This is a genomic window from Bacillus sp. FDAARGOS_527, from assembly GCF_003812125.1.
GTDB classification, from domain to species: Bacteria; Bacillota; Bacilli; order Bacillales; family Bacillaceae_G; genus Bacillus_A; species Bacillus_A paranthracis.
The window spans coordinates 3,446,050-3,458,803 of the sequence record NZ_CP033795.1; the positions used below are offsets into that span (position 1 = coordinate 3,446,050).

Genomic DNA, 12,754 nt, shown 5'->3' on the forward strand with positions numbered 1-12,754 from the left:
GATTATCCTCCTAAATGGTTATAGTAATTAGGACAAGATGAAAGGAAAGGAGCGATAGAAAAATGAGTAACTCGAATGACTTTTTAGATACACTGCATGAAAAACAAGCAAAAGATGAACAAAATAGAAAACGTCAGGGAAACGGAAACCCAGCGAAAAAGAAGCCAAATAAAACGCATAAATAATAATAAAAAATCTGCTTAAAATTATCTTTTAGGCAGATTTTTTATTGTTATTTCACCGATATAACATTTCCCCAATTCCATTTCTCATAATACCACTCTGGTACATCTATATTTTCAATCCACTTCATTTCATGCTTTCCATCTCTATGAGCAAGCCATACATCTGCTTTCTTACGGTCTGAACGTATCCATATTAATTGATTGCTCTTCTTCATAAAGATTGGATGATAATCACCCTGCTTATGAGGTGGCTTTGTGATTCGATGCTGTACATTGCTTGTACTATCAACCTCATATAAAGATGGTAGTGGCCTTTTTTCTGGCAATGTTTCAAATCCTCCCTCTTTTGCTCGAGAGACGATAATTACGTTATCGTTCTTCCATGCAAAATCCCAATCAACATATCCTTGCGGCGTAAATGTGTTCTGCTGAAGTGCTGGCAGTTCTTTTACTTTTAAATGTTTATTCTCTAACGCAACTCTCCCGCTTCCTTCAATATAGGCCAATATATTGTTGGCTGGCGCCCATTTGAACCATTGTGTGTTTAATAACATTTGATCTACCTTTTCAAAACGACTACCATCTGCACGAACTAAGCAAAGCGTATTGCTATCAGCTGACCATGAAGCTGTCGGTACTGCTAAAAATGAAATCCACTTTTGATCTGGCGACCACTGAAAGCCACTTGCAACTAATGCTAGGAAATCATCATGTTCATTTGGTAATGCATACAAATGCTTCATTTTGTGAGGATTCATATGTGCATCTTTTTGCACTTCATATAGCTGAGCCCCTGTCCATCCTGTTGGAAGTAAGTGTGCTTCAGAGGATACAAAAAACTTCTTTCCATCAGGATACCATGCATAATCTCCTACACCTGCCGATACATTTTCAAAATCTGTATTCTTTTTTTCTACATCAAATGTATGTAATGTACCTGTAAATATAAATGCAATTATATTTTCTGTTGGTGACCATTGATAATTCGATGCTTCTGAGTGAAACGGCGTAACTTTCTTTCCATCTTTCAGCCGATATAACTCAAGACTACCTTGTTTCTTTCCTTTTACATATGCCAGCCACTCTCCATCATGAGACCACTTTGGCCCTGTTATATACTCTCCTTTTGTAAGTTGTTTTTCTTTTCCATCAACTTTAATCCAGAGGTCATGATGACGAATAAAAGCAATTTTCGCTTCATTATTTTCTGCGCTACTATTAATGGATGAACATAAAAATACGACTAACATTGTACCAACGCTTACTATGAACCGTTTCATAACACCCCTCCATTTCCCTCATAGCATTCCTCAATGTCCACCTACAATATGTAAAAAATACCTATTCGACATAATCAGAAAAAATTTCCCAAGAAATTTTAAATTCATAGAGGATTGGTATGAATTATGTCGAAAATATAGTTTAGCTAACATCCGATTATGTAATTCGAGATAAATTTGTAAGATTATTTTTCGGAATATTAGCACTTTTTATTAGGGGGAGTTTCAATGAAAAAAACTACATCTACACTATTAAGTATGGCGCTCGTCTTTTCCAGTTTTGGAGCTTTAAGCGCACATGCTGAATCGCTACAAAAGGAGAAGCAATTTAGTCCACAGTTAAAAGCGAACATTGAACAATGGGGAGAAAACAAAATTGCGCAAAATGTTGAAACAAAAACATCAAAAGAAATTTCTGTCATTGTAGAATTGCAACATGCTCCACTCGCTTCACAAAGTAACATTCAGCATGCTCCAGATTTACAAAATAATCATGCACAGTCTTATCATACCGAGCTTAAAAAAGCACAAGAAGATACGACTAAGAAAATAAAAGAAAAAGCACCTGGTGCAAAAATTAAAGAAGTGTATAATACGTTATTTTCTGGATTCTCTATTTCAGTTCCTGGAGATCAAATTACCGCTCTTGCTTCTTTACCCGAAGTAAAAGCAGTCTACCCGAACTTAACATATAAATTACATGAAACATCAAAAAGCACTACTAATGAAGAGGCACCAAATATCGGCGGACCGACAATTGGTGCAACTGAAGCATGGAATTTAAAAGACCCATCTGGCAAACCGCTTGATGGAAAAGGTATGAAAGTAGCGATTATCGACTCTGGTGTAGACTATACACACCCTGACTTAAAAGCAAATTATATCGGTGGATATGACACAGTTGATGAAGATAACGATCCAATGGATGGTAACGTACATGGTACTCATGTAGCTGGAATTATTGCTGGTAACGGAAAAATTAAAGGCGTTGCTCCAAATGCTTCTATTCTAGCCTATCGTGTAATGAATGATGGTGGAACTGGTACAACAGAAGATATCATTCAAGGTATTGAACGAGCAATCCAAGACGGTGCTGACGTTTTAAATTTATCTCTTGGACAAAGCTTAAATACACCTGATCAGCCTGTAACATTAACATTAGAACGTGCAGCAAAACTTGGGGTTACTGCAGTTGTTTCAAATGGAAATGATGGCCCACATCCTTGGTCTGTTGATGCACCTGGAAATGCAAGCAGCGTTATATCAGTTGGAGCATCTACTGTTTCTATTCCGTTTCCAACGTTCCAAGTAGCTGGTTCCAGCAAAACATATCAAGGGTTACCGTTATCAAAGTCCGATTTCCCAATAGGAAATGATTCCCCTCTTGTATACGTTGGCTATGGTAATCCAAGTGATTATGCAAAACAAGATGTGAAAGGGAAATTTGCACTTGTTTTACAAGGTACTTCTAGTACGTTAGTAAAAGCAGAACAAGCGAAACAAGCTGGTGCAGTTGGTGTACTATTCATTTCTACAGAAAAAGAAATCAATATTATGCCAGAATATTTTATGCGTGAAAATCTAGCCCTTCCAGTTATGCAATTATCAAATATAAACGGTGAAGAGTTGAAAAACTTAATTACAAAGCGTAAGAAAAATATAAAAATTGGCCAACCAAATCCAACCGAATTGATTGCTAACTTCAGTTCCAGAGGTCCGTCACAAGGAAGTTGGCTTATAAAACCAGATATAATTGCACCTGGCGTACAAATTACGAGTACAGTACCGAGAGGCGGCTATGAATCTCATAATGGTACAAGTATGGCTGCTCCACAAGTAGCTGGAGCGGTTGCCCTCTTGCGTCAAATGCATCCTGATTGGACGACAGAGCAATTAAAAGCATCCCTTGCCAATACCGCAAAAACTTTAAAAGATGTGAATGAAAATACATATCCTATTATGACACAAGGATCTGGTTTAATTAACATCCCGAAAGCAGCTCAAACAGATGTATTAGTCAAACCTAACAATGTGAGCTTCGGTCTTATTAAGCCAAACAGTGGTAAAGTAAAACTGACGCAAAATATTACGTTACAAAATCTATCTAGTAAAAAGAAAAGTTTTTCAACTCGTGTGGAATTGCTAGATACAAACACAAAAACAAAAGTAAAAACTTCTGTACCTTCATCGATTAGCATACAGCCGAATAGTAGTACCGAAAAACCATTTACTATCACTGTCGATAGTTCGCTACCCCAAGGTGTCTATACTGGAAATGTGTATATAAAAGAACAAGGTAAGAAGGAAGAAACTCGCATTCCATTTACATTTAGTATCGATCCTAAAGATTACAAACGTATAGATGGACTCGAAATTATTAATTCTACATTTAGTCCAAATGGTGACCAAATATTAGACGATAATCTCATCAACTACTATTTAGTTGCACCTGTGGATGATGTAACATTGCATGCAAATTTAGTTACAAAAGAACGTGTAACGTACCAAGGGATTATCCATCAAGCTAAAAATGAAACAGCTGGATACAAACCTTTCAAATGGGATGGTACAAAAGCAGATGGTACTCCGTTAGCTGACGGTCTATACCAAATCGAAGCAGTTGCCTCTAATTCTGGTGGGGAAACAAAACAAACAGCTGCTGTATTTCTTGATAGAACTGCACCTAAGTTAACATACGAAATTGACCAAGAAAACCTTGTAATCACAGGAAAAGTGGATGATATCTTACTAGATTGGATGACAGAATCTGGTTGGGTAGCACCTGGAATTCCAGTGAGACTACAGTATGAAATCAACGGAAATGGTGTATGGGAAAGTGCATTCCTAAATCCTTGGGAGAAAAATTACGGCATTTATTTAGATCGTACTCAATTACAAGAAGGTAAAAATACAATTCACATTGTAGCAACAGATGCAGCTGGAAATACATCTAATTTAAATGTTGATTTAGATGTGAAATAAGGTAGTAACCCGATTCTTTCGCCCCTATCGGATTTTCCGATAGGGGCTTTTTCTATTTCTCACAGAAACAAATGTTAAATAATTCCGAATCTTATGATAAAATTTTATAAGCGCTTACAATTTTGAAAGGGGGTGATACAAGCTATACGAAACCGATACTTAATTTTATTTAAAAAAAGGAGGATGTCTAAATGACAAAGAAAAGAGAAATTCCATCGCATTTAAAACCATTCGTATCCACACAGCATTATGATCAATACACACCGGTGAATCACGCTGTGTGGCGTTACATTATGAGACAAAATCATAGTTTCTTAAAAGACGTTGCTCATCCAGCCTATGTAAACGGATTACAATCATCTGGTATTAATATAGATGCAATTCCAAAGGTAGAAGAAATGAATGAGTGTTTAGCACCAAGCGGCTGGGGTGCTGTAACGATTGACGGGCTTATTCCTGGCGTAGCCTTCTTCGATTTTCAAGGACACGGATTATTACCAATCGCAACAGATATTCGCAAAGTAGAAAACATCGAGTATACACCTGCTCCAGATATTGTACACGAAGCTGCAGGACACGCACCTATTTTACTTGATCCTACATATGCAAAATATGTGAAACGATTTGGACAAATTGGTGCAAAAGCTTTCTCTACAAAAGAAGAACATGATGCATTCGAAGCTGTTCGTACATTAACGATTGTAAAGGAAAGCCCTACTTCTACTCCTGATGAAGTTACAGCTGCTGAAAATAATGTACTTGAAAAACAAAAGTTAGTTTCTGGCTTATCAGAAGCAGAACAAATTTCACGTCTTTTCTGGTGGACAGTAGAATATGGATTAATCGGAAATATAGATGCTCCAAAAATATATGGTGCTGGTCTCCTTTCTTCTGTTGGCGAAAGCAAACATTGCTTAACAGACGCTGTAGAAAAGGTTCCATTCTCTATAGAGGCATGTACAAGTACAACTTATGACGTAACAAAAATGCAACCACAACTATTTGTTTGCGAATCATTTGAAGAATTAACAGAAGCACTTGAGAAATTCTCTGAAACGATGGCCTTTAAAACAGGTGGTAAAGAAGGATTAGAAAAAGCAATTCGCTCTGAAAATCATGCAACTGCTGAATTAAATAGCGGATTACAAATTACAGGCACATTTACCGAGACAATTGAAAACGATGCAGACGAATTGATTTACATGCGAACGAATTCGCCAACAGCATTAGCAATTCACAATAAACAACTAGCGAATCATTCTACGTCTGTACACAGTGACGGGTTTGGAACACCAATTGGATTACTCACTGAAAATATTGCATTAGAAAATTGTACAGATGAACAATTACAATCATTAGGAATTACAATCGGAAATAAAGCAGCATTTACTTTTGCAAGTGGTATTCATGTAAAAGGAACAGTAACAGATATTGTAAAAAACGATAAAAAAATTGCGCTTATTTCCTTTATCAATTGCACAGTTACTTATAACGACCGCGTTTTATTTGATGCTTCATGGGGCTCATTTGATATGGCTGTTGGTTCAACAATCACTTCGGTATTCCCAGGTGCCGCAGATGCTGCAGCATTTTTCCCAATGGATGAAGAAATCCAAGAAATTCCTGCTCCACTTGTACTGAATGAACTTGAACGTATGTATCAAACCGTTCGCGATATCCGAAATGAAGGTATTTTACACGACGCGCATATCGAGCAATTAGTTGCAATTCAAGAAGTATTAAATAAATTGTATCCGAAAGAATGGTTACTTCGCCTTGAAATATTAGAATTGCTTTTAGAGCATAACAAAGGGCATGAAACATCAGCAGCATTATTACAACAACTTTCTACTTTCACAACGGATGAAGCTGTAACACGTCTTATTAACAATGGTCTTACGCTACTTCCAGTAAAGGATGTGAAAAATGATGCTACGATTAACTGAAGAGGAAGTTCAAGAAGAATTATTGAGGTTAGATAAATGGGTAGTAAAAGATGAAAAATGGATTGAAAGAAAATATATGTTTTCCGACTACTTAAAAGGAGTCGAATTTGTCTCTGAAGCCGCCAAACTATCAGAAGAACATAATCACCACCCATTTATCCTTATCCAGTATAAAGCAGTCATTATTACTTTGTCATCTTGGAATGCAAAAGGTTTAACGAAACTCGATTTTGAGCTTGCGAAGCAATTTGATGAACTATTTGTCCAAAATGAAAAAGCCATTATAAGAAAGTAAAAAGGAGAAGCCTTTATTAGGCTTCTCCTTTTATTTTGAAATGGATACAATGTCCAAATGGATCCTCTACTTGTAATATTCCATCTTTGTACGTAGCAATCTTGCCAATATTTTTTAAGCTTTCACATACTTGCTCTTTTTGTTTTTCATTTGCTAATACAATTGTGAAATATTTCAAGCCAACGGAATTTGGCATTTGCGGTAGTATTCCTTCACCTTGCCACGTATTTAAACCGATATGGTGATGGTAGCCACCTGCCGATACAAAGAGCGCCCCATTACGAGCTGGGATCGTTACTTCAAAACCAAGACCATCCACATAGAAACGTTTCGCTTCTTCCAAATCAGCTACATGGAAATGAATATGTCCCATCACAGTACCAGCTGGAAATCCATTCCATGTAATTCCTTGCTGCAATAATTCTTCACCAGCTAACGGGTTACTAACAAATGGTAGCTCTCCATTCTCATCACGCCAAACTTCTTTTTGACGATCATGATAAATTTCAATCCCGTTCCCATCTGGATCAGCTAAATAAAGGGCCTCACTAAAGTAATGGTCAGCTCCGCCGTGCAGTGGATATACCATTGCTACAAGATGACGAAGGATATTCGCTAAATCCTGTCTACTCGGTAATAAAATTGCGTAATGATATAAACCAGTTCTCCCTCTTTGTTTTGGTAAAGCTTCTTTCTTTTCTTCAATGATCAGGAGTGGTTCGTTATTTTCATTCCCAAATGTAACGACCATTTCATCTTCTTTTAGTACTTTCATACGTAGTACTTCTGTATAAAACTCTAGTGATTTCTTTATATTTGATACATATAAATGAACAACATCAAGTGTTGTATCGGGATGAAGTTGAAAACTCATCTTGTTAGCCTCCCATTTAAATTAGTTCTTCTTTGACATTTTCTCTTTTAAGAAATTATCTACAAAACCATCCGCTTTCGCAACAAATAAGTAAACACCCATCGCTAACAACGCAAGCTCTAATTCGAAGCCAGGATTTTTTCCATCTCCTAATAAACCAGCTGACCATTTTACTTTTACAATTGCTCCAACCATAACTAGTGCAAATAATAATCCAATATATCTTACACCTAAACCTAGAATTAATAATAGACCGCCAACTAATTCAACTGTTGCTACACCGTATGCAAGTCCTCCTGGTAAACCAATGCTTGTGAACCACCCTGCAATATTGTCAATTCCCGATTGGAATTTTGTTAAACCGTGCATAAAGAACGTTACCCCTAACACGATACGAATAATTAAGTTACCAATATGTTGATTCATTTCTTTCTCTCCTTTATAGTTTTCTTATACAAAACTTTTATTTACATTACAAAACATACACTAATTTTTTTTATTCGTCAATTCATTTTCACTGGGAAAATATATATTTTTTTTGCTATGATACAAATAGTTGTTTATAAAAAGGAGCTTGATTTTATGAATATTGGTTCTGCAATACGTGAAATTCGTCAACGTAGAGGCATAACAATTGCACAAATTTGTGAAGGAACAGGTCTTTCTAAAGGATTTATGAGTCAGGTTGAAAATAATAAAACATCACCATCTATCTCAACTTTAGAAACAATCTCCAATTTTTTAAACGTTCCTCTTCCCTATTTATTGTTAGAACAAAAAGATCGATTGAAAGTTGTCAAAAAGGTAGAGCGTAAATATAGTGTATACGGAAAAGATGAACAAAGAATTGAACATGTTGCAGAGCAAGGTGGCCTTCGCCTAAATCTCGTAGAAATTCCTGCTGGGTTTCCGAAAGAAAACACACCAAATGCCCATGAAGGGGAAGAATGTCACCTTGTATTACGCGGAAAACTAGAAGTTCAACATGGTGAAGATATTGCAATTGTAGAAGAAGGGGATTCTTTCTCCTGGAATGCATGTGTTCCTCATATCGTTCGTAATATAGGAGAAGAAACTGCATTATTACTCATCTCTAGTCATGCAGAAAATCGAAAACGTGTTTATTAAATAAAAAAGAAGCCTGTAAATCAGGCTTCTTTTTATCCTCTTATAACTCCATAGCTTGTCCCAACTAGTACAGTCTTTTCGTGTTGATTACGATAAACTGACTCGATTGAAACCTTTTTGTATCCTTCCATCTGTTCAACATTCGTTAAAGTTAATTCACAAGTGATCGTATCTCCTGCAAAAACTGGTCTAATAAACTCACTTACTAATTCTCTTGCTATGTAATGTAATTCTTCTCCTACTTTCGTTCCAATACTAGCAGTCAATAAACCATGAACCATTAAACGTCCATTTTCATCATATTCCATATGATGCCTACCTTTATCCCCTGTAATGTTTGCAAATTCAAAAACTTCTTCCTCAGTAAATCTTCTTTCATATTTAAATACATCCCCAACTTTTATACTCATTTTTATCCTCCTAATAATAAACAGAATTTTCTTTCATTTTATCATAAAATGAGTCTCAATTCATTTTCTATTATAAAAAGAATGAAAAATACTTATAGCTGTACTATTTTTTTTGCTTTTCACTCCTTTACCGATGCCCATCCCTTTTTGCGGCTTGGTATCCATAGTACGCACATGTTCCATTTCTCGATAACTCTCTCACCTCAAAACCACAACTTCTATAAAAATCAAAATTACTCGCAGAAGTATGCGCAAACCAGTCACCATGTGGCAATTTTTGCAAACAAAGAGCAACAAGTTTCTTACCTAATCCCTTCCCTCTATATTCACATTTCACAACTAAATTTACTATGTTGGCGACCATGATTCCATCAGAAATGACTCTAACCATCGCAATCATCTCTTCTTCATCCCAAATTGTGAATGCCCATGTTGAATTTTCAAATGCTATCGTGAATTTTTCAATTTGCCAAGAAGGGATATTATCATTGCTCCAACCGGCATCTTCGAATAAAGTTTTAATTGCATATGCAGGTACACCATTCGTTCCCTCACGAATAATAAGTCCATTATGATAAATGTACATGTAATCCCCCCTTTATTTTTATATACCATTCTTCAAAAGATGCAATTAACCTTTTTTCATCCAACGCGCTTAATGGAATAAACGAGAACATCCATCCCATGAAATGAAGTTGTTTTCTCATAACTAAGCCCCGTTTTTCTAGCAACAAAGATTGAGGCGGGGTGATCCGGATTAATAAGAGAAATTAATTTATTCATTCGTAACGCTTGGAAGCCATAATCTCGAAATGCTGCCGCTGCTTCTTTCGCATACCCTTTTCCCCAATATTTAGGTAATAACCAATAACCAATTTCAATTTCCTCTTTTCCATTTATTTGCTGCTTAACTAATCCTGCATGACCAATTCGTATTCCCGTTTCCTTTTCAATCAATACAAATAAACCGAGACCGTTTTCATAGCTAGGAATCACCCACTCTTCCAAACTTTTTTTACACTGCATATATGTTTTTAACGTCCCATTTCCAATATAGCGCATTACCTTCTCATTTCCCCATAATGAAGCGTAGAACTGTAAATCATCCATTGTATATTTGCGAATTTGTAAACGATCTGTATGAAACATTTCTGCACTCCTTCCCACGAATTTGTACTTACCTATACGATCATGTTTTGGATATATACTAAATGTTACTATCTATTATAAAGGAACTAAATAATAAATACAGAATATTCAATCTCTAAAGAATTAAAAAAAGGCAGTAGACAAATATTGTCTACTGCATCCATATCATAACTAGCATAAAGAAAACTACAATTGAGGGGGGTGTAGGATTTTCAAATACACTAGGTATTTATCCCGTTCTAACGGGCGGTAAACTTTCCAATTATATGAAAGTGAAAAGTTTACCGCACATAAGAACTTTGGCGGTCATTGAGAAAGCACCGTTAAGTAGTCAAATACACGCTGTGCTTTTTCTCCGCCCATTCGTGCATGTTGAAGAAGAGAAATACCATGGGGGCCAGATGCATGTAATGCTTCTGGTTGTGCTACTAAAATAGCTTGTACAACTTCTAATTCTCCAAGCATAGCGGCCGCGAAAATATCCATTCGAGCACCCTTTTCTAGTAAATAGAGAGCAATATCTTTACGACCTACATGTGCCGCTGCTCCTAACGCACTTTCCCAATCTGATCCGCCCCAATTGTAAGAGGCATGAAGTAAAATTGGCGATTCAGCTAACAGTTCTTGTACTTTTTCTAAATCTCCGTGAGCTGCCATAACAAATTCCCTTACTAACTCAGTGGTAATACATTCTTCTGTTCGCATCTTGCTCCTCCTTTTTTAGAAATTCGTTTTGGTGTAAAAAATGGCTTGTCGCTTTCTTGAAAAATATCTACATCTATGCCAAATACATGCTGAAACATTTCATGACATAACACTTCTTCTGGTATACCGTCATACTGAAGCTGCCCTCGCTTTAATACGAGTAAACGATCACTATATTGAGCCGCTTGGTTAATATCATGTAAAACCATTACAATTGTCATGCCAAATTCCTCATTTAATCGTTTCACAAGTTCCATTACTTCCAACTGATGAACGATATCTAAAAAAGTTGTTGGCTCATCCAATAATAAGATGTTCGTACGTTGTGCTAGCGTCATTGCAATCCAAGCACGTTGTCTTTCTCCTCCTGATAAAGATTGTAAAAGACGATATTCATACCCTTCAAGATTTGTAACAGACAATGCCCAATCAACAATTTCTTCATCCTCTTTATTTAAACGATCTCTCCATGATTTATGAGGGCCTCTTCCAAATTCAATTAATTCTCTCACTGTTAAATCTAATTGATGATCATGCATTTGTGGTAACATCGCTAATTGCTTCGCTACATCAGCACTTTTCATCGTATGAATACTTTTTCCATCTAAAACGATATCTCCTTCGCTTTGTTTAAGTAGTCTTGCCATTAAACGAAGCAAAGTAGATTTCCCCGATCCATTCGGTCCAATTAAACTAACGACCTCTCCAGCTTTAATATGTACATTCATATTTTGCATTTGAAATCTTTCAGAATGTGCGTAAAACACTTTATTAACGGAAATCACGCTGTTTTCCCCCTCTATGAATTAAATATAAGAAGAACGGACCACCTAAGAAGGATAGTAAAATACCGACAGGTAATTCAATTGGATCGAACCAACTTCGAGCTATCGCATCTGCGAAAACAAGTAATATACCTCCGCCAAGGCATGATAATGGCAGTAAATATTTATAGTCATTTCCAACCAATAAACGTAACATATGTGGTACGACAAGGCCGACAAATCCAATAAGACCAGAAACACTAACTGCTATTCCAGCTAATAATGTGCTTACTACTATTAAATAAAAACGGCTTCTCTCCACGTTATGACCTAATAATTTCGCCATTTCATCCCCAAGCATTAATACTCGAATATGCTTAATACCAAAGAAAGCCAATACAATAGCGAATATTGCATAATAAATAATCATGTTTAAATGTGCCCAACTCACGCCACCAATGCCACCCGCTAACCACGGTAATACGGATTGTACTTTGTCACTATGTAATAACATTAATGCTGACGTCGCTGCACCAATTAATGCATTAATTGACACACCTACTAAGACAATTCTTGAAGGTGGTGCCCCTTTTTGCCATGATAAAGCATAAATGATCATCGCCGTTATGAAAGCTCCTAAAAACGCACCGAGTGGTAAAAACGCCATATGCTGAGGGAATAAAATCATAATTACAATTGCGACAAGGCCTGCTCCAGATGACACCCCGATAATACCAGGGTCTGCAAGAGGATTTCTCATCACCCCTTGCAGGAGTGCGCCAGATGCAGCTAAACATGTTCCTACTATAAATCCAACGAGCACTCTTGGTATACGAAGGTCCCATACAATTCGATGAACTGTCGAACCTTCATCTTGTATCCCTGTTAGAATATCACGTAAAGAAAAGGATAAGCTTCCTGCGAAAAGGCCGTAAAAAAGACCTAAAATCGTTAATAGCACTAAACTAACTGCTATGATCCACCTTTTTTTGGCAAAAGGATGTTCCTTTTCCCTTACTACTTCACTACTTTCCAT

At 36.6% G+C, this 12,754-nt stretch carries 14 protein-coding genes; 5 read left to right on the top strand and 9 right to left on the bottom strand.

What is annotated here, in order from left to right; all coding sequences use genetic code 11:
- Nucleotides 1–62: 62 nt before the first annotated feature.
- Nucleotides 63–185, top strand: a complete 123-nt coding sequence (locus EGX95_RS20550; RefSeq protein ID WP_000071861.1) for a DUF4023 domain-containing protein — start codon at nt 63–65, stop codon at nt 183–185.
- A 47-nt stretch (nt 186–232) separates the two neighbouring features.
- Here the strand turns inward: EGX95_RS20550 and EGX95_RS20555 are convergent, their stop codons facing one another.
- The gene (locus EGX95_RS20555) at nt 233–1,465 is read right to left on the bottom strand and encodes an eIF2A-related protein (RefSeq protein WP_000819448.1); all 1,233 of its coding nucleotides are present in this window, start codon (nt 1,463–1,465) and stop codon (nt 233–235) included.
- A 228-nt stretch (nt 1,466–1,693) separates the two neighbouring features.
- Between EGX95_RS20555 and EGX95_RS20560 the strand changes: the two genes are divergently transcribed.
- From EGX95_RS20560 to EGX95_RS20570, 3 genes are all read left to right on the top strand, one after another.
- Nucleotides 1,694–4,447 (top strand): S8 family serine peptidase, encoded by a 2,754-nt coding sequence (locus EGX95_RS20560; protein WP_000754137.1) that lies wholly within the window; start codon nt 1,694–1,696, stop codon nt 4,445–4,447.
- A 191-nt stretch (nt 4,448–4,638) separates the two neighbouring features.
- Nucleotides 4,639–6,393 (top strand): aromatic amino acid hydroxylase, encoded by a 1,755-nt coding sequence (locus EGX95_RS20565; RefSeq protein WP_000163097.1) that lies wholly within the window; start codon nt 4,639–4,641, stop codon nt 6,391–6,393.
- Nucleotides 6,374–6,688 (top strand): 4a-hydroxytetrahydrobiopterin dehydratase, encoded by a 315-nt coding sequence (locus EGX95_RS20570; RefSeq protein ID WP_000979545.1) that lies wholly within the window; start codon nt 6,374–6,376, stop codon nt 6,686–6,688. The genes EGX95_RS20565 and EGX95_RS20570 overlap by 20 nt, the downstream gene beginning before the upstream one ends.
- Before the next feature lie 16 nt (nt 6,689–6,704).
- On the opposite strand, the gene EGX95_RS20575 is transcribed toward EGX95_RS20570, so the two are convergent.
- A complete protein-coding gene (locus EGX95_RS20575; RefSeq protein WP_000009820.1) occupies nt 6,705–7,562 on the bottom strand; it encodes a VOC family protein in 858 nt (285 codons plus the stop codon).
- 21 nt (nt 7,563–7,583) lie between these two features.
- Entirely contained in the window at nt 7,584–7,988 is a 405-nt protein-coding gene (locus tag EGX95_RS20580; RefSeq protein WP_001071560.1) for a DoxX family protein, read from the bottom strand.
- 156 nt (nt 7,989–8,144) lie between these two features.
- Between EGX95_RS20580 and EGX95_RS20585 the strand changes: the two genes are divergently transcribed.
- Nucleotides 8,145–8,690 carry a helix-turn-helix domain-containing protein gene (locus EGX95_RS20585; protein ID WP_001020700.1) on the top strand — a complete coding sequence of 182 codons (546 nt, stop codon included), beginning with the start codon at nt 8,145–8,147 and terminating at the stop codon, nt 8,688–8,690.
- 32 nt (nt 8,691–8,722) lie between these two features.
- Here EGX95_RS20585 and EGX95_RS20590 read toward each other — a convergent pair whose 3' ends face one another.
- The 6 genes from EGX95_RS20590 to EGX95_RS20615 form a co-directional block, all read right to left on the bottom strand.
- On the bottom strand, nt 8,723–9,100 hold the full coding sequence (locus tag EGX95_RS20590) for a hotdog family protein (RefSeq protein WP_000025005.1): 378 nt from the start codon (nt 9,098–9,100) through the stop codon (nt 8,723–8,725).
- A gap of 127 nt (nt 9,101–9,227) precedes the next feature.
- On the bottom strand, nt 9,228–9,686 hold the full coding sequence (locus EGX95_RS20595) for a GNAT family N-acetyltransferase (RefSeq protein ID WP_000276115.1): 459 nt from the start codon (nt 9,684–9,686) through the stop codon (nt 9,228–9,230).
- A gap of 56 nt (nt 9,687–9,742) precedes the next feature.
- Nucleotides 9,743–10,249: a GNAT family N-acetyltransferase gene (locus EGX95_RS20600; protein ID WP_000469123.1), complete on the bottom strand. Its 507-nt coding sequence runs from the start codon at nt 10,247–10,249 to the stop codon at nt 9,743–9,745.
- 306 nt (nt 10,250–10,555) lie between these two features.
- Nucleotides 10,556–10,954 carry an ankyrin repeat domain-containing protein gene (locus EGX95_RS20605; protein ID WP_001258430.1) on the bottom strand — a complete coding sequence of 133 codons (399 nt, stop codon included), beginning with the start codon at nt 10,952–10,954 and terminating at the stop codon, nt 10,556–10,558.
- Nucleotides 10,921–11,739 (bottom strand): ABC transporter ATP-binding protein, encoded by an 819-nt coding sequence (locus EGX95_RS20610; RefSeq protein WP_000626548.1) that lies wholly within the window; start codon nt 11,737–11,739, stop codon nt 10,921–10,923. Before EGX95_RS20610 ends, EGX95_RS20605 begins: the two co-directional genes overlap by 34 nt.
- Nucleotides 11,726–12,754, bottom strand: coding sequence for a FecCD family ABC transporter permease (locus EGX95_RS20615; protein ID WP_000445956.1), 1,029 nt, complete (start codon nt 12,752–12,754; stop codon nt 11,726–11,728). Before EGX95_RS20615 ends, EGX95_RS20610 begins: the two co-directional genes overlap by 14 nt.

Coding starts and splice junctions, on each gene's coding strand:
- EGX95_RS20550 (WP_000071861.1), top strand. CDS start 63: ATGAGTAACTCGAATGACTTTTTAGATACACTGCATGAAAAACAAGCA.
- EGX95_RS20555 (WP_000819448.1), bottom strand. CDS start 1,465: ATGAAACGGTTCATAGTAAGCGTTGGTACAATGTTAGTCGTATTTTTA.
- EGX95_RS20560 (WP_000754137.1), top strand. CDS start 1,694: ATGAAAAAAACTACATCTACACTATTAAGTATGGCGCTCGTCTTTTCC.
- EGX95_RS20565 (WP_000163097.1), top strand. CDS start 4,639: ATGACAAAGAAAAGAGAAATTCCATCGCATTTAAAACCATTCGTATCC.
- EGX95_RS20570 (WP_000979545.1), top strand. CDS start 6,374: ATGATGCTACGATTAACTGAAGAGGAAGTTCAAGAAGAATTATTGAGG.
- EGX95_RS20575 (WP_000009820.1), bottom strand. CDS start 7,562: ATGAGTTTTCAACTTCATCCCGATACAACACTTGATGTTGTTCATTTA.
- EGX95_RS20580 (WP_001071560.1), bottom strand. CDS start 7,988: ATGAATCAACATATTGGTAACTTAATTATTCGTATCGTGTTAGGGGTA.
- EGX95_RS20585 (WP_001020700.1), top strand. CDS start 8,145: ATGAATATTGGTTCTGCAATACGTGAAATTCGTCAACGTAGAGGCATA.
- EGX95_RS20590 (WP_000025005.1), bottom strand. CDS start 9,100: ATGAGTATAAAAGTTGGGGATGTATTTAAATATGAAAGAAGATTTACT.
- EGX95_RS20595 (WP_000276115.1), bottom strand. CDS start 9,686: ATGTACATTTATCATAATGGACTTATTATTCGTGAGGGAACGAATGGT.
- EGX95_RS20600 (WP_000469123.1), bottom strand. CDS start 10,249: ATGTTTCATACAGATCGTTTACAAATTCGCAAATATACAATGGATGAT.
- EGX95_RS20605 (WP_001258430.1), bottom strand. CDS start 10,954: ATGCGAACAGAAGAATGTATTACCACTGAGTTAGTAAGGGAATTTGTT.
- EGX95_RS20615 (WP_000445956.1), bottom strand. CDS start 12,754: ATGGAAAGTAGTGAAGTAGTAAGGGAAAAGGAACATCCTTTTGCCAAA.